This is a genomic window from Flagellimonas hymeniacidonis (assembly GCF_008040165.1).
Lineage (GTDB): Bacteria > Bacteroidota > Bacteroidia > Flavobacteriales > Flavobacteriaceae > Flagellimonas > Flagellimonas hymeniacidonis.
This window is the reverse complement of the sequence record NZ_VRUR01000001.1, coordinates 574,906-596,743: the sequence shown is the minus strand read 5'-3', so window position 1 is coordinate 596,743 and position 21,838 is coordinate 574,906. Positions and strand designations below refer to the sequence as shown.

Sequence of the window (21,838 nt, the reverse complement as noted above, 5' to 3'; positions counted from 1 at the left end):
TAAGAATACTATGAAACGAATATTGGTAACAGGAGGAGCAGGTTTTGTTGGCTCTCATTTATGCGAAAGACTCTTGAACGAGGGAAATGAAGTGGTGAGTATGGACAATTATTTCACAGGCAGAAAAAGTAAAATAGTTCATTTGATGGATAACCCATATTTTGAAATAATCCGTCATGATGTAACCTTACCTTATTTTTTGGAGGTGGACGAAATCTATAATTTGGCTTGTCCAGCTTCACCGGTGCATTATCAACACAATCCCATAAAAACAATTAAAACATCTGTTTTAGGGGCGATCAACATGCTGGGATTGGCGAAAAGAATAAATGCCAAGATTCTTCAAGCCTCAACAAGTGAGGTCTACGGAGATCCAGAAATGCATCCGCAGCCAGAAGACTATTGGGGACATGTAAACCCTATAGGAATTCGTTCATGTTACGATGAGGGCAAACGATGTGCAGAATCGCTTTTTGTCAATTACCACAATTCCAACGACGTTTTGGTGAAGATTATTAGAATCTTCAACACCTATGGACCTCGAATGGAACCGGATGATGGTAGAGTGGTTTCCAACTTTATTATGCAGGCACTACAAGGTAAGGACATTACCATATTTGGAGATGGAATGCAAACCAGAAGCTTTCAATACGTTAGTGATCTAGTGGATGGAATGATTAAGATGATGGCGACAGAAGATGAATTTATAGGCCCTATAAACATTGGGAACCCTGGAGAATTTACCATGTTGGAGCTAGCGGAAAATATCATCGATTTAACTGGGTCAAAGTCTAGAATAATCCACCTGCCATTACCAGCAGATGATCCTACACAGCGAAAGCCAGATATCTCATTGGCTCAAGAAAAATTAAAAGATTGGAAACCTAATGTTGATTTACGAACGGGTCTTGGAAAGACCATTGAATATTTTGACAATCTAATAAAGGAGAAATCCATTAAAGAACTAATAGAGGGCTAACGATAGCTAAGAAGAATATTTAGATGGATGTAATCAAAATTTTAATACATGGCATTGAATTCCTTTTGATAGGTTACTTTGGATTTGCATCCATCTACGTATTTATTTTTTCTTTTGCGGGCCTCTTTAAAGCAAAAAAACGGAATGAAATATTCCATAAGCAAAGAAAGTTTGCGGTATTGATTCCTGGTTATAAGGAGGACAGTGTTATTGTTGAGGTTGCCAAACAGGCATTAAAACAAAGCTATTCTGAAGATTTTTTTGAAGTAATTATTATAGCGGACTCTTTTCAAGAAGAGACGTTAGCAGAGCTCCAGAAATTAGCAATAAAAGTAATTGAAGTTTCTTTCGAAAAAAGCACAAAATCCAAAGCACTTAACCAAGCGATGAAAGTTATTGGAGATGGTTATGATGTTGCTTTGATACTAGATGCGGACAATATTATGGAAGACCATTTTATTGAAAAGGTCAACAACGCATTTAATCAGGGATATAAGGTGGTGCAAGGACATCGAATTGCAAAAAACACCAATACGTCCTTTGCAATACTGGATGCCATTAGCGAGGAAATAAACAATCATATTTTTAGAAAAGGACATCGCGTTCTTGGCCTGTCATCCGCATTGATTGGCTCTGGGATGGCATTTGATTACTATTTCTTTAAAAATACCATGGCCAATGTTAATGCTGTTGGTGGTTTTGATAAAGAATTGGAGCTAAAACTATTAAAGAACAGAACCAAGATTGAATATTTAAATAACGCTTTGGTATTGGATGAAAAAGTTCAAAAATCAGAAGTGTTTTCTAACCAGCGCAAGCGCTGGCTTTCAGCTCAATTTATATATTTTGGAAGATATTTTGTTCTTGGATTAAAAGAATTATTTACAAAAGGAAATATAGATTTTTTTGATAAAGTATATCAGATGGTATCTCCTCCAAGAGTATTATTGCTTGGGTTGGTAGTGGTTATTTCCTTTGTATATTTTGCTATAAACTTTTTTTCTCTAGCAAACCTTTCAGGTGTACCGGCTATCTTTTGGTATGCAAGTTTATTGCTAACCATATTGGCGTTCTTTTTCGCTATTCCTAAAAAGTTTTATAGCTCAAAAACATTACGCGCAGTGCTCACTTTGCCTAAGGCGTTTTTACTTATGTTCTTATCTCTTTTCAAATTAAAAGGGGCCAACAAAAAATTTATTCATACCCAACACGGTACAGTTAAAAGTCAATAACAGCAAATGAAAATAGGAATAGAAGGACAACGCCTTTTCAGGAAAAAGAAGCATGGGATGGACATGGTTGCTCTGGAGCTTATTAAAAGCCTTCAGAAGATTGACCATCAGAATGAATATGTAGTCTTTGTAAAGCCAGATTTTGATGACACCTGTATTCCCAATGCACCTAATTTTAAAATAGTACAACTAGAATCTAAATGGGGTTATCCGGGATGGGAACAAATTGCATTGCCCAAAGCTGCCTATAAAGAAGGTTGTGATGTTCTGCACTGCACAAGCAATACAGGACCGTTGTTTTCCAAGGTCCCTCTTATTACCACTTTACATGATATTATTTATTTAGAAAGCATAAGTATTTTTAAAAAAGAAGGCACCTGGTATCAGAAATTGGGTAATATGTACCGAAGGTATTTTGTGCCCCCAGTGATTAAAAAAAGCAAAAAGGTAATCACCGTTTCCAACTATGAAAAAGAACGCATAAACAATCACTTTGGATTTAAGGATAATAGATTAACTGCAATTTATAATGGTGTTGGTTCACATTTTAAAAAGGTAACCGACCAAGGTGATTTAAAGACTATAAAAGATAAATATACACTACCGGACAATTTCTTTTTCTTTCTTGGGAATACAGACCCTAAGAAAAACACCAAAGGCGTATTAAAGGCATTTTCAGACTTCAATAAAGCATATCCCAACCAATACAAACTGGTAATGTTGGATTATGATGAAGGAGAGCTTCAAAAACTTTTAACTTCTATTGAAGGTGAAGAAATAAGACCATTGATTCATTTAACGGGATACGTTCCCAATACTGATTTGCCAGCTATTATAAACCAATGCACCATATTCTTATACCCATCATTACGGGAAAGTTTTGGAATACCCATTCTGGAAGGAATGGCATGTGGAGTACCCGTAATTACATCAAACACGTCATCAATGCCAGAGGTCGCTGGAGAAGATACTGCACTTATGGTAGATCCTTTTAACCCATCGGAGATTACATCCGCAATGCGGACTTTGGTGGAGGACAAGATACTAGTTCAGGTTTTGTCGGAAAAAGGGATTAAAAGAGCAAAACACTTTTCATGGGAGACTATGGCGAGGAACGTATTGGAACTATATGAAGATGTCAATATCGAATTAAAAAACAGCTAATATGATTAAAGGTCAAGATATTGTAGTTGTGGGCATACAAGCATGGGATATTGAAATTGGCAGTAACTGCAAGAACATTGCTATGGAATTTGCCAAGCACAATAGAGTGCTCTATGTAAATCCTCCGTTAGACAGGGCCACTTTAAGAAGAGGAAGGGGCACCGAAAAAGTGGAAAAAAGAATTAGAATCAAAAATGGTGAAGAAACCAATTTGGTCCAGTTAAAGGAAAACCTCTGGAATTTATACCCAAAGTCCTTGACAGAGTCAATTAACTGGATTCCATTTCATTCAATCTTTAAAAAACTGAATAAAAGAAATTCGAGAGTTTTCTCCAACGATATTCAAGAGGCAATGCATCAATTAAACTTCAAGGATGTATTGCTCTTCAATGATAGTTCTATGTTTTTGGGATTACATCTTAAGGAATTTTTATCCCCTAAAACCTATACGTATTACATGAGGGATTATTTAATACGGGTTCCGTATTGGAGAAAACACGGGGAACGTATTGAACCGCAAATTATTGAGCAAGCAGATACCGTTGTAAACAATTCTTCACTTTATGCAGAATACGGTTCCAAGTTCAATCCAAACAGCTTTATGGTTGGTCAAGGTTGTGATGTTTCCTTATTTAATGATGAAAAAGATACTATTCAAATTCCCAAAGAATTTGATGCCATTCCCAAACCCATAATTGGTTACGTGGGATATTTAACCAGTATGCGACTAGATATTGAACTCCTTGAATATATGGCCAATACCAAAAAAGATTGGAGCATTGTTTTGGTTGGACCCGAAGATGAGGATTTTAGAACATCAAAATTACATGAATTGGACAATGTGTTTTTCTTGGGAAGCAAAGATGCATCCCAACTTCCTGCCTATGTTAAAGGCTTTGATGTTGCCATGAACCCGCAAGTGGTCAACGATTGGACCATCGGAAATTATCCTCGTAAAATTGATGAATACTTGGCCATGGGCAAACCTACTTTGGCAACAAGAACCAAAGCTATGGAAATGTTCAAAGAACATGTGTATCTGGGCTCCAACAAGGAAGAATACATTCAATTAGCGGAAAAAGCTTTAGTTGAGAACAATTCAGAATTGGTTAAAAAACGAATCGAATTTGCAAAGAGCCATACCTGGGAAAATAATGTTCAGGCTATTTATGACGCTATAAAAAAATCAGCATAAACCAAAGGTTATGGGTTTAAAGGACAAAATAAAGAATAGTGAAATCATTAAAAAGTATGTGCATTGGCTTTTAGTTCCTAAAAACCAAGCAAGACCACGTTTATGGGTGAAATGGTTTGTAAATCCCTTCTATCATAAAAAAGGAAGAGGCTCAACCATTTGTAGAAGAACCCGTATGGATGTTTTGCCTTGGAGCCCTTTTGAATTAGGTGCAAATTCTACAATAGAAGATTTTTCAACCATTAACAACGGAGTAGGGGCGGTAAGAATCGGAAATAGAACTCGAATTGGTCTTGGCAATACCATTATAGGTCCAGTAACAATTGGCGATGATGTCCGATTGGCACAAAACATAGTGCTTTCTGGGCTTAACCATAATTATGAGGACGTGTCACTACCTATACATGCGCAAGGAGTATCTACGGCTACCATTATTGTTGAAGAAGAAACTTGGATAGGGGCAAATAGTGTAATTGTTGCAGGAGTTACAATAGGAAAGCATTGCATTATTGCAGGCGGGAGTGTGGTCACCAAAGATATTCCGGCCTATTCAGTTGCTGTTGGAAATCCCGCAAGAGTGGTTAAAACATATAACCATGATACGGGAGAATGGGAAAGAACCGCAAAAAAGAATCTTGTAGCCGTATGATTCATTCATGAATTAAAAAAAATAGCAATGGAGTTTTTAAAGATATTTTTCTGGATTTCACTTTTCATTATTTTTTACTCATATCTGGGGTATGGAATACTATTGTTTTTAATCATCAAGATTAGAAGAATCCTCGGGTTGTCTAAAAATTTTGAGGGCAATGAAGATTATGAGCCAGAAGTAACCCTTTTTGTAAGCGCCTTTAATGAAAAGGATTATTTAGAGCAAAAAGTAAAAAACTCAAAAAGTTTGAACTACCCACAAGATAAAGTGACCCAAATTTGGGTGACAGATGGATCCGATGATGGTACTCCAGAGTTATTAAAAAAGTTTGATGGAGTAGAAGTACATCATAAAGATGAAAGGGCTGGCAAAATTGCAGCTATGAATCGCGGTATGGCGTTTGTAAAAACGCCAATTGTTATCTTTTCTGATGCAAATACCGATCTTGGCAAAGATTCTATTAGAGAAATTGTAAGCTTGTTCAGAAATCCAAAAGTAGGCTGTGTTTCAGGTGAAAAACGAATTTATTCTAAAGATGCAGATAGCGCGGCAGGTGCTGGAGAGGGAATGTATTGGAAATACGAATCGCAGCTTAAAAAATGGGATGCAGAACTCTACTCTGTGGTTGGAGCCGCAGGAGAACTTTTTGCAATACGGACAGAGCTTTGGCAAGAAGTAGAGAAGGATACCCTGTTGGATGATTTTATGATATCACTTCGTGTTGCTATGTCTGGTTATACCATTCAATACAATCCTGAGGCGTATGCCATTGAAACTGCATCTGCCAATGTAAAGGAAGAATTAAAACGAAAAGTAAGGATTTCGGCAGGAGGCATTCAATCTGTGGTTAGATTAAGAGCTTTGCTAAACTTCTTTAAATATGGAACACTCTCGTTTCAATATATTTCGCATCGTGTATTGCGTTGGACGTTGACTCCACTTTTACTTTTTCTAATAATACCAATCAACTTTGTTTTGGCTCAAAATGAAGGAGTACTCTCATTTGGGCTATTCAGCATATTGTTTTGGGGACAGGTATTGTTTTATACAGCGGCTTTGTTGGGTTGGTTTCTAGAAAACAGACAAATTCGCTTAAAAGCACTTTTTATACCGTATTATTTCTTTATCATGAACCTTTCGGTATTCCTTGGTTTTGGAAGATACATTAAAGGAAATCAATCCGTTAATTGGGAGCGTGCTAAAAGGGATGTACAGACAGAAGCTGTTGCTTAGTCCTGTTCAGTAAAAAGAGGGAGATCAAAATAAAAGGTGCTTCCTTTTCCAACCTCACTTCGAATTTTTAAAGTGCCTCCATTTTTTTGGACAAAATTTTGACAAAGCACAAGACCCAATCCCGTACCTGGTTCTTTTTCAGTTCCTAACTTGCTAAAGTGCTCATTGGGATTCAAGATTTTTTTAATGTCGTCTTTGGGAATACCATTACCATTATCCTCGATTTCTATAACAAGCTTATTTTTTCTAAGCTTAGAATTGATTTTAATAATCCCTTCAACCGGTGTAAATTTTATGGCGTTGGAAAGTATATTTCGTAGTACGGTCTTGATCATGTTGTTATCGGCATAGGCAAAAACATCCACCGGAACGTTATTCTGCATTTCAATTTTTTTATGATCACTCCCCATTTTTAATAAACGAAAAGTCTGTTCCACCAATTCATTGATATTAAGCTTTTCAGGAATCACTTGAATTTGATCACTTTCGGATTTTGCCCAGCCCAATAAGTTTTGAAGTAGGTTCAATGCTTCGTCCATAGTTTTTAGAAGATCATAAACTGTTTCGTCCAAAAACTTGTCATCCTTGGGGTCAATGATTCCCCTCATAATGAAATCCATTTTCAATTTAGCAGCACTCAAAGGAGAACGCAGATCATGTCCGATAATGGAAAACATTCGGTCCTTAAGATCATTGGATTGTTTCAGGTTTTGGGCCTGTTTTTCAATTTGGTTTTTAGCTCGAATCAACTCAACATGAGTCTGTATTCTGGCAATCAATTCTTGCTCATTAAATGGTTTGGTCACATAATCCACCCCGCCTACTTCAAAACCTTTCACCTTATCTTTCACATTTACCTTGCCAGTAAGAAAAATAATGGGTATGTCTTTGTATTTTCTAAAACCTTTAATTTTCTCGCAGAGTTCAAACCCTTCAATACGAGGCATAATAACATCCAGAAGAATAAGGTCTGGCTTTCTTTTCTCTAGAATTTCAAAAAAATAGTCATCATCGCTGGTGCCTTCAAATTCGTAGTTATTTCTTTCTAAAATAAATCGAAGCAGCTCTAAATTTAGCTGTTCGTCATCAACCGCAAGGATATAAGGTTTTTCCGTAACTTGGTTTTCCATTTAAAACAAAAAGGCCTGATACGAAAGTAGGAAAAAGATTTTATGTTTATTCAGCATTTACTGTCAGAATAAAAATATGGAGTTTAATAAATTGGTTTGTTTTGCATTAAAACATATATTAAAGTATTCCACCAACAAAAACCAGCCATTCACAACAATAATTGAACGACCACAAAAAGTAGGATTATATTTACAAAATAAGTAATACGAAAGCATAATCTGCATGACAAATATTTTAGTTACGGGAGGAGCAGGATTTATAGGATCCAACTTTGTTCCCTATTTTTTAGAAGCAAATACAGATGTTCACCTCATTAATATTGATGCACTCACGTATGCAGGAGATTTAGAAAACTTGAATGAAGTTGAGAAGCATGAGCGCTATACGTTTATCAAAGGAGACATTTGTGATAGAAAACTCATAGAAAAGATATTTGAAAAGTATACTATTCAAGGGGTTATCCATTTTGCTGCGGAATCGCATGTTGATAATTCCATTACCAATCCAGATGCATTTATGCAGACCAATATCTTGGGTACATTTAATTTAATAGATGTAGCCAAAAAGTATTGGATGGTTGGCCCGGGAGTATATAAAGAAGCTTATAAAAACTCAAGATTTCACCATGTATCAACAGATGAGGTCTACGGAACTCTTGGAAAAGAAGGTCTGTTTATGGAGACTACACCCTATGCACCCAACAGTCCATACAGTGCTTCAAAAGCATCATCTGATTTTATTGTGCGAAGCTATCATCATACCTATGGTATGAATGTGGTAACCACCAATTGTTCCAACAATTATGGACCAAAACAGCATGATGAAAAATTGATTCCAACCATTATTCGAAAAGCATTGGCGGGAGAACAAATTCCTATTTATGGTGATGGTTCCAATATTAGGGACTGGCTTTACGTTTTAGACCATTGTAAGGGAATTGCACTGGCTTATGATAAGGGAGTCTCGGGAGAGACCTATAACATAGGTGGAAGGAATGAAAGAAACAATCTATACATCGCACAAACTGTTTGCGAAATTTTAGATAAAAAACATCCAAAATCTAAAGGTTCCTATAAAGATTTGATTACCTATGTGAAAGATAGGGCAGGGCACGATTTTAGGTATGCCATTGATGCATCAAAAATTGAAAATGATTTAGGCTGGCAAGCTGATGAGAATTTTGAGAGCGGTATTGACAAAACCATCGATTGGTATTTAAACAAGTTCATCCATAACAAAACCAAAAGTTTGGCTTAAAATTAGACACATGAAAGGAATAATTTTAGCAGGAGGATCGGGAACACGCTTGCACCCCATTACTTTAGCGGTGAGCAAGCAACTGATGCCCGTCTACGACAAACCCATGATCTATTACCCACTTTCAACGTTGATTGAATCGGGAATCTGGGAAATATTGATTATCTCAACCCCACATGATTTGCCCATGTTCCAGCGCTTGTTGGGCGACGGCAGAAAATACGGATGCAAGTTTGAATATGCGGTACAAGAACACCCCAATGGTTTGGCAGAAGCCTTTATCATTGGTGAAAAATTTATTGGAGATGACAAGGTAGCCTTGATACTTGGAGACAACATCTTCTATGGAACGGGATTGGAAGAATTATTACAATCTAACAACAATCCAGATGGAGGAATCATCTATGCCTATCATGTTACCGACCCAGAGAGATATGGAGTGGTTGAATTTGATGAAGATGGTAAGGTGACCTCGATTGAGGAAAAACCAACAAAGCCAAAATCCAATTACGCGGTTCCAGGGATTTATTTTTATGATAATGAGGTGGTGGAAATTGCAAAAAACATTAAACCAAGTAAACGGGGCGAATTGGAAATAACTGACATCAACCAAGAATACTTAAAAAGAGGAAAACTGAAAGTGAGCATTATGGACAGGGGTACCGCTTGGTTAGATACAGGAACTTTTCAATCGTTGATGCAAGCTTCTCAATTTGTTCAAGTAATAGAAGAAAGACAAGGCCTTAAAATAGGTGCCATTGAATCATCTGCTTACAAAATGGGATTCATAACCAAAAGTCAATTTAAAAAATTGACAGAGCCATTCTTAAAGAGTGGTTATAGTAAACGATTATTAGAAGCTTTGACATAAGTATGGAAGTTTATAAAACGGAAATAGAAGGTTGTTTTGTTATTGAGCCCAAAGTGTTCGAGGACAAAAGAGGATATTTTTTGGAAAGCTACAACCAAGAAAAATTTGAAGTGTTAACCGGTGCAAAACCATTTTTTGTACAAGACAACGAATCCTTCTCTTCAAAAGGAGTGCTTAGAGGGCTGCATTTTCAAAAAGGAGAACATGCCCAAGCTAAATTGGTTCGTGTTTTGGACGGAGAAGTGTTGGATGTAGCTGTTGATATAAGGCCTGAGTCCAAAACTTTTGGACAAGTGGTGTCGACATTACTTTCATCAAACAATAAAAAACAAATGTTTATTCCAAGGGGATGTGCCCATGGTTTTGTAACTTTAAGCGATACTGCTAAGTTTTCCTATAAATGCGATAACTTTTATAATGCAGCATCCGAAGGAGGAATAATATACAACGACCCTACATTCAATATTGATTGGATTTTAGCAAGTGAGGATTTGATCATTTCCGAAAAAGATAAATTTTTGCCTGTCTTTAAAGAGGCAGTCCCCCATTAATTTTACAAGCATACTATGAAAATATTGGTTACCGGCGCATCTGGACAATTGGGAAGTACCTTTAAATCACTAGTTTCTGATGGACATACAAAAGATTTGGATTTTGTATTTAAATCCTCTTCAGAATTGGATATCACGGATTTTGATGAGGTAAGACAGGAGCTTGTTTCTTCCGACTATGCTTATTGTATTAATTGTGCAGCATTTACAAATGTAGACAAGGCGGAAGCTGAGAATGATTTGGCGTACAGGGTAAATGTTACGGGCGCTCGTAATTTGGCCATGAACTGTAATGAAAGTAAAACTGTTTTAATCCATATCTCTACAGATTTTGTTTTTGATGGATTCCTGAACACCCCATATTTAGAAGAAGATATCGCAAGACCCATTGGGTTTTATGGCGATACCAAGTATAAGGGGGAACGTGCCATTATAAATAATCTGCAAGAGCATTTTATTATTAGAACTTCTTGGTTGTATTCAGAATTTGGGCACAACTTTATGAAGACCATGCTAAAGTTAGGAAGTGAAAGAGATGAACTTTCTGTAGTCTACGATCAAATTGGAACTCCGACCTATGCATTGGATCTCGCCAATGTGGTTTTACATATTATAAAAGCCCACAGTATAGAATACGGAGTTTACAATTACAGCAATGAAGGTGTTGCGAGTTGGTATGACTTTGCCAAAGCTATTTTTGATGATTACAAAATCAACATTGATTTAAAACCTATTCTTTCCACAGAATATCCTATGCCGGCAGAGCGCCCAAAGTTTAGCGTGTTGGACAAATCCAAGATTAAGAATACTTTCGGTCTTCAAATTCCACATTGGAAAGACAGCTTAAAAGTAGCTTTAAAAGCATACTCCAAAATTAATATTTGATTTCACTCTCTATTGTCATCCTGACCCTGTCGAAGGAAAGGCGAAGTGTAGAAGAAAAAGATGCTAACCTATGCTTTGAATCAAAACTGAAGGACACTTATCGTTTAGTGTAAAATGCGTTTTAATGCATTTTTACACAGTGTTGTACTTAGTTATTTTTCAGTTGCTTGATATTTGAATGGAGTTTCATAATCTTGAAATATTATGTTCCCACATTCACATTTTTCATCCCAAGGTCTTCCAACATTTTCTTGAGTGCTAATCGTTTTTTCTTTTTGGCATTCGGAACATTTAATAGTAAAATACACTCTCGCCCATCCAAATTTAAAATTTGATTCTGCATTGTATTTTAAGTCTGTAAATTTGTGATAATCAAACTCAATTAAATAATTTACTTTAACTCCATCTGCTTCTTTTATTATCTCTCTACTTACTAATTTCCCTGGAAATCCTTCACATTTTTTCCTTGGTGTACAGATTCCTTTTTCATTAATGTTTTCAAATATTATTGTTCTATGGTCTCTTTGACAATTAATACAGGGTAATGATATTTCCAATTGGTCAGAAACCTTTACAAAACTTTCTGGATTCAATTTGAAATAACAGCTTAATGTGTATTGAGATTTACTCATCTATTTAGTTCTCTAATTAAGTACAACTAAAAAGGATATGAATTTGTTTTAATGATTTATATCCTACGATAAGTGAAGTTTGGGAAATTCAATTTAAGATTCACAAGCTAATTGATGGATGTAAATTGTGGATTGACAAATTAGGAAAAGGAACTCATGGTTTTCTATTAAAACTGTTCTGCTTCAAAGCCAACTATAGCCCCTTCATCTGAACCTTATGAAATGAATCTGCTTGTAACTTAAGCAGTTCTTGAGCTTTCTCTTTTTTATACCGATAGAGCTCTTCCTCATTTTTAATGTCCTCATAAATTTTTTGGTTGAGTTCACCATCAGTGGAAAACAACAGTTTGCGTTGCGCCACTTTTTGGGTCACCCAGGTTGCAACTACACTTTCTTGCTCTTCAAACTTATAATCATATTCGCCTTTTGGTGCCAGAAGTTTAGCGATGATAGGGGCCGTTTCAATAGCTAGAAACAACAGGAAAATAAAAAAGGAAGGCAGCCAAGGTAACTTACCCAATGCATTGATACGAGCCATAAGCCCATCAAAACCATCAATTATAGGTTGAGAATTGGTTACAGCAGCGGTATAATCCGTCCCCAATGCTGCAATTTGAGCTTCAATAGCTTCTACTTTTTTTGAATTTATCTCTTTTAACCCATTAAGTTCGGCCAAGTAAGCATCATGCTTTTCTCGCTTTTCCTTATAAACGGGTCCTTTACCTAAAAGCTTGGTTCCAGCCGTACCTTCTGCTTCGGAGATATAAGTATCATAAAGGGCATTGGTTTCGGCTTCTTTAAGAGCAACTTCATTTTTTAATCTTGAAACTTCCTGATTTAAGCTTTCAATTTTTGGATTGTACTGCAAAGCTATTTGCTCTTGGTTGGCCAAAGTCATTGCGTTTTTTTCTTCCAATAACACTTGATTGATTTCCTTCTCAAAAATCTTCATTTCAAGTGGTTTTGAAATTACAATGGCAATGATAATGGCAAGAATAATTCTAGGTGCTGCTTGCATAAGCTCACTTCTAAAATTATCTCGTTTTTTTATGGTTGAAACAATGTAGCGATCCAAGTTGAAAATCAATAAACCCCAAATCAATCCAAAGAAAACGGATGTAAATACATTGTCAAAAACGGTATAAAGGGCATATCCGCTGGCAATAAATGCCATTACAGCGGTAAAGAAAACAGTAGCGCCTATGCCAGCATATTTGTTACGTTCCCCGTTGGAACAAGTTTCTAAAATCTTAGTATCTGCCCCAGAGCAGAAAATAAAAAAGTGTTGTAACATGATAGTGTCCGTTTTAAGTTTGATAGACTATTAGAACGCAAACACTATAGATTTGTTACAAGAAAAGGCCTAAAATCAGGGCTTTAACGTTTATTTGGCAAGCTCTGTATAGTATTTATAAAAGTATGGAATGGTCTCAATACCCTTCAGATAATTCCAAACCCCAAAATGCTCATTGGGAGAGTGAATGGCATCGCTATCCAGCCCAAAGCCCATTAAAATGGTCTTGCTTTCTAAAACTTGTTCAAAAAGGGCAACGATGGGAATACTCCCACCTGTTCTTTCTGGAACAGGTGTTTTATTAAAGGTAGTTTCGTAAGCTTTTGCCGCTGCCTGATACCCTACACTGTCCATATTGGTCACATAAGGAAGTCCTCCATGGTGAGGCGTGACTTTAACCTTTACGCCTTTTGGAGCAATGGATTTAAAATGTGTGGTGAACAACTCCGTAATTTCATCTGGATCCTGATCAGGGACCAAACGCATGGATATTTTTGCATAGGCTTTACTGGCAATTACAGTCTTTGCTCCTTCACCAGTATATCCGCCCCAAATTCCATTAACATCTAAAGTAGGACGAATGGAATACCTTTCCGAGGTTGTAAATCCTTTTTCACCTTGAACATCGGCTATATCCAAAGCCTTTTTATAATCATCCAAATTAAATGGTGCTTTTGCCATTTCTGCACGCTCTGCTGCCGAAACTTCCTCAACCCTATCATAAAAACCTGGAATGGTAATATGGTTGTTTTTATCATGTAATGAGGCAATCATTTTGTTTAAAACGTTGATGGGATTGGGTACAGCTCCACCATATATTCCTGAGTGGAGATCACGGTTGGGTCCTGTAACTTCAACTTCAACATAGCTTAACCCTCTTAATCCCGTGGTTATCGAGGGAACATCATTTGCAATCATTCCAGTATCCGAAATCAAAATAATATCATTGGACAGCTTTTCCTTATTGGCTTCCAAAAAATCCGCCAAACTATCGCTTCCGACTTCTTCTTCCCCCTCGATCATAAATTTGACATTGCAGGGTAACTGGTTGTTTTTGATCATAAATTCCACCGCTTTGACATGCATGTACATTTGACCCTTATCGTCACAGGCACCTCTTGCGAAGATTGCACCTTCAGGGTGCAAATCAGTTTTTTTAATAACAGGTTCAAATGGGGGGGAAGTCCATAGCTCCATCGGGTCAGGTGGTTGCACGTCGTAATGACCATATACTAAAATTGTGGGTAGATTAGTGTCTATTATTTTTTCTCCATAGACAACGGGATAGCCTTTGGTTTCACAGATTTCAGTTTTATCACATCCTGCTTCTTTAAGGGATTTTTCTACAACTTTAGCGGTTTCCAAAACATCTTGAGAAAAAGCGGTATCCGCACTAATGGATGGTAGTTTTAGCAGTTCTATGAGTTCAGAAATAAATCGATCTTTATGCGTGTTGATGTAGTCGTTAATTTGTTCCATGTAAAGTTTTAAAAAGGACACTAAAAGTACAAAAAACAAGTTTTTAAAAAGAGTGTATTTGCAAATCCGAAAATTGATTTATATTTGCAGACCTTTTTGCGGGCGTGGTGGAATTGGTAGACACGCTAGACTTAGGATCTAGTGCCGCGAGGTGTGAGAGTTCGAGTCTCTCCGCCCGCACAAAAAGCCGAAGAGAAATCTTCGGCTTTTTTCGTTAAAAATAGTAACCATTTTTATTCAGGTACAACGTAGGTACAACATTTTGTTGTCCTTGTAGGCTTAATTTAAAATGATGAGATTTAGATACATTTAATATCAAAAGCTATTTTTTTGTTCTATCTTTTGATTAAGTAAAATATTTAGAACTTTTTGCTTTTATGATCTATACAGCGGATATCAAAAATATTAGTGGATAGTATTTCAAAGATTTTACAAATAACTCTCTCGTAGCCAAAATACGCCCCAAACAATAAATAGAAACTGAAGTTGATATGTTGATTCTTAATAACGTTAACAGCTTAATATAATTAAGCTTAATTTATAAAATCTAGCTTGCTAAAAGACTTATTTAGAATAATCTCATCGTCTACTTGAAGCCATTTATCTAAAATAGTGGCATACACAGACCTAAAGTCTACACTATGAATAACATCTCCATTAGCATCTAAATTTGTTAGGTTAGGTAATTCATTATAAAACCCTTTTGATTTAAGATTTTCACCAATAATAAATACGTTATTAGCAGCTCCATGATTTGTTCCTCCTGCGGCATTTTGTTGCACGCGTCTGCCAATATCAAAAGGTATGAAGATATCTACAAAAGATAACCGCAACCTCACATATGACGATTATAAAATAAACGCACGGGAAATTTTTGTGTGCGAACAACACTTACAAGTGCTATAGTTGCTATTGTAAGTCTTCTATTTTAATTTTATACTACACTTATTTTAGAACATTAGGCTGGATAGGGCGGCTAAAGTATACCACTCACAGCGGATAAAAGTGAGCAGTGTAAACGAAGTGCTTAAAATCGATTCATTCGTGGATTAAAATTAGCGATTATTTCTCAATTTTTTTCTCATTGATTCCCCTTTGATATCTATTCTGTGGGCCGTGTGCACCAGACGGTCGAGTATTGCGTCCGCAATGGTCTTTTCCCCGATTATCTAGTTCCATGCCTCGATGGGCAGTTGTGATGCTATTATTGTCGAGCGCTTGCCTTGCCTGTCCTCTATTATTTCCATGAACGAGTGCCTGTTGATGTTGTCCAATGGTTTCAGGCCGAAGTCGTCCAGTATGAGCAGGTCCTGCTTTTCAAGCTTGCCTATCTGTTTTAGATATGACCCGTCCGCTTTCGATGTCTTGAGCATGGTGAACAGCTTTGCGGTGTTGAAGTACATAACCCTACGGCCCATCGAGCATGCCTGATGGCCTATGGCGGATGCCATATAGCTTTTGCCCACACCGGTACTTCCGGTAATGAGGACGTTTTCCTTCTTACGGATGAACTCGCAGGATGCAAAACGCTGCACTTGGTTTTGTCGATGTTCCTCTCGGGGGCGTAGTCGATTGCCTCCATCACGGCACCATATCTGAACCTTGCGGCCTTGGTCAGGCGTTTGATCTTGCGGTTGTGCCTATCGTCCCATTCGGACTGCATAAGGTAGGCCACCAGTTCGTCGTTGGTGTAATCGACGCTCCCGGAGGAAAGGCTGGTGTTGAAGGCCCTTACCATTCCGTAAAACCTTAGTTGTTTCATATGTTCAAGTGTCTTTGTGTTCATGATCATTGATTTTATGGTTTTATTTATAATAATCTCCGCCCCTGATGTTGTCGTGGTTGGGAACTTCGATGTGCTCCCCTGGGTTTTCCTCGATGTCGTCCCATCCGTTCCTTAGGATATGCTCCACCATATTGTAATTGTACGCCCCGTAGTCCAATGCCCGCTTGCAGGCATTTTCCAACCTCTGGTCGCCGACCTTTTTGGCCAGATGGAGTATCCCCAGGCATGACTTGTAGGATTGCTCGGGGTGCTGCTTCTTGTCCAATATCCCGATGATGTACGTTTTGCAGTGCGGGCCGATCTGTGCCGTCCAGGCGATGAACTTCCCGCTGCTCCATTCGCTGACGAACCTATGGTGGGTTGGCATGTGCTCCGCCACGGTGGTGTACCGTTCATCTCTTCTGATGTGAAGACCATGTACCTAGTAAATAGATATATGAAGCGAATCAACTCTGGCTGGTAAGAGGGAAAAAGTCTTGGAACACTCTTCAAAGAAATCCCCATCAGGTAACTTACCGATTCATTATCAGTCACTTAAGTTTTGGTGAACGAGAAGAAATTGGTGCCATTCGGTATTCCCATTAGGAAAGATTCCAAAACTCAGAACTATTCTGCGTCCAAGCTCGTTAATATCTCCAATGGAAAACAGATACTTAATCAGTGATAAATTCGTCCTGAATTTTGAGATAATATAGTTAATCTTGCGCATCAGAAAGCAATCCATCTTCAATTAAAGGAATCCTAAATCGTTCTATCTCCGCGTCGACATGTTCATCCTTAAAAATGTTGGCTGCTTTTTCAATGATTTCTGGATTTTGGTGGGCAATATTGTTCAATTCTTCAGGATCTATGCTAAGATCGTATAGTTCTAATGTTGGTTCTTTTTTTGGATTCTTGAGATTTTGCCTGATTACTTTCCAATCCCCCATTCTTATAGCAACTTGTCCTCCGTATTCAGGATACTCCCAAAACAAAAAATCATGTTCAGATTGATTTTCTTTCCCCAACAAGGTTGGTAAAAAACTAATGCCATCTGTTTTATTAGGATTTTCAATATTGTTAAGGTCCAATAAGGTTGCCATTAAGTCATATTGAGCAGAAATATGATTGGTTGTGCTGCCAGGCTTAATATGATTTGGCCATGAAGCAATCATTGGAACACGAATTCCACCTTCGTACACAAAACCTTTACCTCTTCCATATTCTTCGCCAAAAATACCTGAACTGTCAAAAAATTCACCATCCGTACCTCCAGAATAGGTTACTCCATTATCCGAAGTGAACATGATAATGGTATTTTCATAGAGCCCATTTTTTTTAAGGTGTTCAACAAGCTTCCCTACATTTTCATCTAAATAAGAAATCATGGCGGCATATCCTGCTCTTGGATTTTGATGTGGATAATAACCTATTTCTCCTAAATATGGTTTCTCTTTCCCGAACTTTTCTTTGTAATAATCCACCCATTTTTGGGGAGCTTGGATTGGATTGTGGGGTATAGGCGTTGCCCAATAGAAAAAGAAAGGATTTTCTTTGTGTTCAGAGATGAAACCCAACATTTCATCAAACATTAAATCAGGGGTATAATCGTTTAGGTTGTAATCTTTGTAATTTGATGGGTCATTAGGGTCTGCACCTTCAGCTAACTTTTTACTTGGTGGAATGGTATCGTTGTTAAGGTGGACTCTGTTTTCATTCTTATATAGATGTACAGGGTAATAGGTATGTGCTTGTCTTTGGCAATTGTATCCATAGAAAAAATCAAAACCCATCTTGGTTGGAATTGCATCGGTATGAGGTGCTCCTAGTCCCCATTTCCCTACCATTCCCGTTGTATATCCATTTTCTTTTAACAATTTTGGAAACAATACCGTAGATGAAGGAATTGGTCTTTGGCCCTCTAAAGTAGAGTCTAGAACGACAGCTTTGTAATTCCAAACATTTCCTCTTTCATTCCATTCATCATTGCCTCTTATGTAGGCATGTCCAGAATGTTTACCTGTCATTAGCATGTATCTTGCGGGAGCGCAAACAGGAGCTCCGGTATAATGTTGTGTAAATAGCATCCCGTTCTTGGCCAGAGCATCAATATGCGGAGTTTCAATCTTTTCTTGACCATAAGCGCCCAATTCACCATATCCCAAATCGTCCGCAAGGATGTAAATGATATTTGGTTTTTCCGTTTTGACTTCTGTTTCTGTATTGTCTTTACACGAACTTACCACAAGGCCAAAAAAGACAGTTGGCAACAAGAGCATGATTGTATTGATAGGTTTGAAATAGATCGAATCTGTTGAGAAAGAATGGAATTTCATGTTCATTTTTTTAAAGAAATATTATTATTCCGAAATGATATCGATTTCGTTTAAGATAAGGTTTTCCTCTGTTCCAGAGGGAATGTATACCTGACTTATCAAAATTCTTAAATATTGTGAGCTAACACTGTTGTCTAAGTTGATCTTAGCTTCTGTCAAACCATTGGATAGAGACATTTCTTTAACCGTTGTGAAACTTATACCATCATTGCTTGTTTGAATGACTACATTCTTTGGTCTATAATTGGTCCCCGCTCTGTCTGAAAACAGGTAAACTCCGCTAAAAGTCATTGAGTCCGCCATATCAATGGTAATCTCATGGGGTCCACTATCTGCAATGCTATAAGGATAATCTGAATGCCAGTAAGATGATAGATCACTATCTAGCATAGTGGTGGCAACACGGTCGGGATTTGGGCTTGTTGTATTGGTTGATATGGTCCAGTTACTTCTATCACGTAACACGAATGGGATATAGGAAGCAATCACGTCATCATTGGGGATTTTTGTTGTTAAATCTATGGTATAGGCATAACCTCCTATTTTTTGCCTGTTGCCATTTTTTGCAATAACGTTGAATGTGAGCTGCATATCATTTTTCGTCTCATCCTTATATTCATTAAAAAGGTCGCTGTACGGAATCCGCAGATTGAAATTGTATTCATTTATATTTCCAGTGGGGTCAAGTACTGTCGTAAAGGTTACGTCATCGTAATTATCACCCCCGCCTGCAGGAAAACCGTCATGTCCAACATAGATATGATTTAATACCGCAGGAGATGTAACAGTACCTTGTACCATCAAGGAGTTGTTAGTTTCATCTTTCTCTACCGTATATCCCAAAAATTCGGCACCAACATCAGTGGCATAATATGGAATATTGTCTTTTGTATTAAAAGCTTCACATACATTTAGGATAGCCGAACTCGATGCGGTTAGAAAAACACGTTCAGAACCATCATTTTGATAAGTGTGATTTCCAAATGACATTAAAGAAACTTTCGGCAAATCTGAACCCTTATGTGCGCAATGTGGCAGATTGAGACCATGCCCTAGTTCATGCATGATACCGCCCAATCGGTCACAGTTCATAAGTTGAAAATCACCAATGGATTTTCCAGTCGGGACTAGTTTAAAATCATCTGTATTGGCAAAAGCTATTTTATTGATTCCGTAAAAAGGAACGCCACTATCCCTAAAACCTAGAACAAACGTATGGGTTCCTTGTTTCGCGTTTGGATTGGCAGCAAAATACTGGTTAATTTCGTTAAGGATTTCGTTATGTCCTTGGTAAGATGTGGATGCAAGCCTGCCTTGTACTAAATGAATTCTTGCCTTGCCTTGTTGATTTGTAACCAAACCAAAGGTTTTTTTGCCATATCCGTTGAGCTCCATTTGAAGTTCAAACCACTGTTGCACATAGACCATCATATTTCCGACTTCATTCAATAATCCCTCATTTACTGTATAATCTGTAGGATTAAAGAAAACCACATTCAAAGCATATTGATTACTCCGGTTAACATTCCAAACATCATCCTCTGAAGTTTCAGGTTCTTTGGATTCCATTGGTTTTTCGCTACTGGTTGGCGGAGTATTAGTTTCTGCACTATCTGATGAGCAAGAGCCAAAAAAAAATGTCAAAAAGAATAAAAAAAGATGTATTGGTTTCATGGTGTTTGTATTCACGACCTTTTTATGGTTGGTTCTTGATATGCTTCATTGATTTCATGTGGTGTTGGGGCGTTGGTATCGGCTCTCCATATTTCCAATAACCCAAATAATTCCTCAGCTTTTTCCGGCATGGCTTTGACTAAATTGTTTCTTTCTCCCAGATCATCTTCTAAATTGTAAAGTTCCAAGGCGTTATCTTCAAAATAATGGTGCAGTTTCCACTTGCCATATTGGACCACCGACCCTGGACGTGTTCTAAACTTTGGATCACGATTCTCATTTTCCTTTGTGATGGCCTGTAAATAAACAGGAAAGTGCCAGAATAGGGGACGTGTTTCCAAAACTTCCTTTTTTAATAGGATAGGATGTAAGCTCTTTCCATCCAATCTTAAATTGCCAGGTGAATCAATATCAGCAATCTCCAACAAGGTGGGGTAGATATCTAGATGGGAAATAGGGGTCTTATCTACTTTACTCCTATCAATTTTGCCTTCCCAAATAATGAAAAAAGGCACTCTAATACCTCCTTCATAGTAACTCCCTTTACCTGATCTTAAAGGGTGTTGGTTGCTAACATAAAACAACCCCCCGTTGTCCGATGTAAATATGATAATGGTGTTCTTAAGACGATCTGTTTGTTTTAAGAATGAAATTAATTTCCCAATATTAGTATCCACATCCTCAATCATGGTCGCATATTTGGGATTGCTTCTTCCTTCAATTTTCTCTTTGTTCTGATATTTTTCCAATAAGGAATCTATGGGTTGAATAGGGGTATGCACGGCATAGGGAGCATAATTAACAAAGAATGGTTTATCCTTGTTTTCTATAGAGTCAATAAGCCTATCCATAATGACCCCGGTTAAGCGTTCACCCTTCGGAGCTGTGATATCTAAATTTTTATAGGGAGCGTAGTAACTTGATGGGTGTCCGGCATAACTTCCACCTATATTCGTGTCGAATCCATTTTGCAAGGGGTTGTCGGACAAGTGCCATTTTCCTGCATGAATGGTATGGTAGCCATTTTTTTTAAGCAATTCAGGAATCAATAAAAACTCTTCGGATATATTCGTCTTATTAACTGTTGGAATTAATTTTCGGTCCTTGGATTTTCCTCTTTCGGAGCTTCCAACAGTAAAAATCCCATGTCGTTGGGTCCATTTTCCGGTCATTAAACTTGCCCTGCTCGGCGCACAATTAGCTGCCGCCGCGTAGGCATTGGTAAATATAGTTCCTTGCTTAGATAGGGCATCTATTGTGGGAGTTTCATAAAAATCACCATCCATATATGAAGGTTCTCCCCATCCCATATCATCTATATTTATTATTATGATATTGGGTTTGGTCTGGGTAGAGGTATTTGACGGCTGACTTGTTTGACATCCCACCAAACCAAAAAAGATATTTACAAATATTACAATCTTAATTCTCATGAAATTATGTCTAATGGTATCATAGGGTGGGTTAAATCCCTTAAAAGAAAGAATGCCCGAACAACCAACCTATTG

Annotated in this window: 19 protein-coding genes, 1 tRNA gene and 1 pseudogene; 11 read left to right on the top strand and 10 right to left on the bottom strand. The window is 37.5% G+C overall.

Translation table 11 applies throughout. The features are described 5' to 3' along the window. Window positions 1–10: 10 nt before the first annotated feature. Genes FVB32_RS02625 through FVB32_RS02600 form a run of 6 tightly spaced genes read left to right on the top strand, consistent with a single transcriptional unit; the run spans window position 11 to window position 6,455 of the window. A complete protein-coding gene (locus FVB32_RS02625) occupies window positions 11–979 on the top strand; it encodes a UDP-glucuronic acid decarboxylase family protein (RefSeq protein ID WP_147741031.1) in 969 nt (322 codons plus the stop codon). Window positions 980–1,002: 23 nt separating this feature from the next. Then, window positions 1,003–2,211 (top strand): glycosyltransferase, encoded by a 1,209-nt coding sequence (locus FVB32_RS02620; RefSeq protein WP_147741030.1) that lies wholly within the window; start codon window positions 1,003–1,005, stop codon window positions 2,209–2,211. Between the two features lie 6 nt (window positions 2,212–2,217). Further along, window positions 2,218–3,375: a glycosyltransferase family 4 protein gene (locus FVB32_RS02615; protein WP_147741029.1), complete on the top strand. Its 1,158-nt coding sequence runs from the start codon at window positions 2,218–2,220 to the stop codon at window positions 3,373–3,375. 1 nt (window position 3,376) lies between these two features. Beyond that, entirely contained in the window at window positions 3,377–4,570 is a 1,194-nt protein-coding gene (locus FVB32_RS02610; protein WP_147741028.1) for a glycosyltransferase, read from the top strand. A 10-nt stretch (window positions 4,571–4,580) separates the two neighbouring features. Next, window positions 4,581–5,219 (top strand): acyltransferase, encoded by a 639-nt coding sequence (locus tag FVB32_RS02605; RefSeq protein WP_147741027.1) that lies wholly within the window; start codon window positions 4,581–4,583, stop codon window positions 5,217–5,219. A 27-nt stretch (window positions 5,220–5,246) separates the two neighbouring features. Continuing rightward, window positions 5,247–6,455, top strand: coding sequence for a glycosyltransferase family 2 protein (locus tag FVB32_RS02600; protein ID WP_147741026.1), 1,209 nt, complete (start codon window positions 5,247–5,249; stop codon window positions 6,453–6,455). On the opposite strand, the gene FVB32_RS02595 is transcribed toward FVB32_RS02600, so the two are convergent. Further along, window positions 6,452–7,585, bottom strand: a complete 1,134-nt coding sequence (locus FVB32_RS02595; RefSeq protein WP_147741025.1) for a hybrid sensor histidine kinase/response regulator — start codon at window positions 7,583–7,585, stop codon at window positions 6,452–6,454. The genes FVB32_RS02600 and FVB32_RS02595 overlap by 4 nt on opposite strands. A 223-nt stretch (window positions 7,586–7,808) precedes the next feature. Here FVB32_RS02595 and rfbB point away from each other — a divergent pair, with 223 nt between their 5' ends. The 4 genes from rfbB to rfbD are packed head-to-tail and all read left to right on the top strand — an operon-like array spanning window position 7,809 to window position 11,150. Continuing rightward, window positions 7,809–8,843, top strand: a complete 1,035-nt coding sequence (gene rfbB / locus FVB32_RS02590; protein ID WP_147741024.1) for a dTDP-glucose 4,6-dehydratase — start codon at window positions 7,809–7,811, stop codon at window positions 8,841–8,843. Window positions 8,844–8,853: 10 nt separating this feature from the next. Beyond that, a complete protein-coding gene (gene rfbA, locus FVB32_RS02585; RefSeq protein WP_147741023.1) occupies window positions 8,854–9,714 on the top strand; it encodes a glucose-1-phosphate thymidylyltransferase RfbA in 861 nt (286 codons plus the stop codon). Window positions 9,715–9,716: 2 nt separating this feature from the next. After that, window positions 9,717–10,265 (top strand): dTDP-4-dehydrorhamnose 3,5-epimerase, encoded by a 549-nt coding sequence (gene rfbC / locus FVB32_RS02580; RefSeq protein ID WP_147741022.1) that lies wholly within the window; start codon window positions 9,717–9,719, stop codon window positions 10,263–10,265. A gap of 15 nt (window positions 10,266–10,280) precedes the next feature. Next, window positions 10,281–11,150 carry a dTDP-4-dehydrorhamnose reductase gene (gene rfbD / locus FVB32_RS02575; RefSeq protein ID WP_147741021.1) on the top strand — a complete coding sequence of 290 codons (870 nt, stop codon included), beginning with the start codon at window positions 10,281–10,283 and terminating at the stop codon, window positions 11,148–11,150. 152 nt (window positions 11,151–11,302) lie between these two features. Here rfbD and FVB32_RS02570 read toward each other — a convergent pair whose 3' ends face one another. The 3 genes from FVB32_RS02570 to FVB32_RS02560 form a co-directional block, all read right to left on the bottom strand. Beyond that, a complete protein-coding gene (locus tag FVB32_RS02570) occupies window positions 11,303–11,782 on the bottom strand; it encodes a hypothetical protein (protein ID WP_147741020.1) in 480 nt (159 codons plus the stop codon). Between the two features lie 193 nt (window positions 11,783–11,975). Beyond that, entirely contained in the window at window positions 11,976–13,076 is a 1,101-nt protein-coding gene (locus FVB32_RS02565; protein WP_147741019.1) for a DUF4407 domain-containing protein, read from the bottom strand. Window positions 13,077–13,166: 90 nt separating this feature from the next. Beyond that, window positions 13,167–14,555 (bottom strand): dipeptidase, encoded by a 1,389-nt coding sequence (locus FVB32_RS02560; protein ID WP_147741018.1) that lies wholly within the window; start codon window positions 14,553–14,555, stop codon window positions 13,167–13,169. 98 nt (window positions 14,556–14,653) lie between these two features. Between FVB32_RS02560 and FVB32_RS02555 the strand changes: the two genes are divergently transcribed. Then, window positions 14,654–14,735: transfer RNA gene (locus FVB32_RS02555), tRNA-Leu, on the top strand. Between the two features lie 353 nt (window positions 14,736–15,088). On the opposite strand, the gene FVB32_RS02550 is transcribed toward FVB32_RS02555, so the two are convergent. The 6 genes and pseudogenes from FVB32_RS02550 to FVB32_RS02525 all read right to left on the bottom strand — a co-directional run bounded on the left by FVB32_RS02550 (window position 15,089) and on the right by FVB32_RS02525 (window position 21,763). Further along, entirely contained in the window at window positions 15,089–15,394 is a 306-nt protein-coding gene (locus FVB32_RS02550) for a hypothetical protein (protein WP_147741017.1), read from the bottom strand. A gap of 216 nt (window positions 15,395–15,610) precedes the next feature. Beyond that, window positions 15,611–16,341: pseudogene (gene istB / locus FVB32_RS02545) on the bottom strand (IS21-like element helper ATPase IstB). Between the two features lie 19 nt (window positions 16,342–16,360). Further along, window positions 16,361–16,720, bottom strand: coding sequence for a hypothetical protein (locus FVB32_RS02540; RefSeq protein WP_147741016.1), 360 nt, complete (start codon window positions 16,718–16,720; stop codon window positions 16,361–16,363). A 316-nt stretch (window positions 16,721–17,036) separates the two neighbouring features. After that, on the bottom strand, window positions 17,037–18,656 hold the full coding sequence (locus FVB32_RS02535) for an arylsulfatase (protein ID WP_246139815.1): 1,620 nt from the start codon (window positions 18,654–18,656) through the stop codon (window positions 17,037–17,039). Between the two features lie 24 nt (window positions 18,657–18,680). Next, window positions 18,681–20,330 (bottom strand): discoidin domain-containing protein, encoded by a 1,650-nt coding sequence (locus FVB32_RS02530; protein ID WP_147741015.1) that lies wholly within the window; start codon window positions 20,328–20,330, stop codon window positions 18,681–18,683. 11 nt (window positions 20,331–20,341) lie between these two features. Next, entirely contained in the window at window positions 20,342–21,763 is a 1,422-nt protein-coding gene (locus FVB32_RS02525) for a sulfatase (protein ID WP_147741014.1), read from the bottom strand. Between the last annotated feature and the right edge of the window lie 75 nt (window positions 21,764–21,838).